2 tRNA genes and 1 rRNA gene are annotated in these 756 nt (G+C 54.0%); all 3 read right to left on the reverse strand.

Features of this window, described 5'->3' with window-relative positions:
* Positions 1–288: 288 nt before the first annotated feature.
* A tRNA-Ala gene (locus tag IE093_RS22320) sits at positions 289–364 on the reverse strand.
* Positions 365–532: 168 nt separating this feature from the next.
* Positions 533–609, reverse strand: a tRNA-Ile gene (locus tag IE093_RS22325).
* Between the two features lie 95 nt (positions 610–704).
* A 16S ribosomal RNA gene (locus IE093_RS22330) occupies positions 705–756 on the reverse strand; the annotation flags it as partial.

Consider the following 756-nt stretch of genomic DNA (forward strand, 5'->3'; position numbering starts at 1 on the left):
CATATAACCCGAAAGGGTCTGGTCGGCGATGACGTCACGACAATTGCCGGATACGCTTGAGACGTATCTTACTTTGTCAGCATGATTCACATTGTTAAAGAGCACTTAAAGCTGGAAGCTTTAAGCTGGAAGCTGGAAGGAAACCCCGTCATCGAGGTGACACATTCAGCGTCTAGCTTAAGGCTTACGGCTATTGGGACTGTTGGGCAATCTTTCCAAGACAAGGCGAAAGGCGGCGACGCATAGCTCGCTATGCGAGTCGGCTTTCAACGCCGTATTGGGAAGATTTGGTGGAGCCTACCGGGATCGAACCGGTGACCTCCTGCGTGCAAGGCAGGCGCTCTCCCAGCTGAGCTAAGGCCCCTGGCACAAGAGGGAAGAGTGAAGAGTGAAGATATAAGAGACACGTCCTTCTTAGCTCTTAAGACTTCCGTCTTGAATTGGCGGGTCTGGGCAGACTGGAACACAACCCGGCGACCTCACCCTCCTCTTCATCTCACCCCAAGGGGCGCGCTCTAACCGAGCAAGAGAATGGTGGGTCTGGGCAGACTCGAACTGCCGACCTCACCCTTATCAGGGGTGCGCTCTAACCAACTGAGCTACAGACCCATTGGTCACGCTGGGTCTATACCCAAACAGTCGTTGCTCTGGTCGATCAGGTAATTCATTGTGAGCACTTGCCGACAACAGGCGAGGTCGTCGTTTAAGGAGGTGATCCAGCCGCAGGTTCCCCTACGGCTACCTTGTTACGACTTC

Origin of the sequence: Litchfieldella qijiaojingensis (assembly GCF_014651875.1) — a bacterium.
GTDB classification, from domain to species: domain Bacteria; phylum Pseudomonadota; class Gammaproteobacteria; order Pseudomonadales; family Halomonadaceae; genus Litchfieldella; species Litchfieldella qijiaojingensis.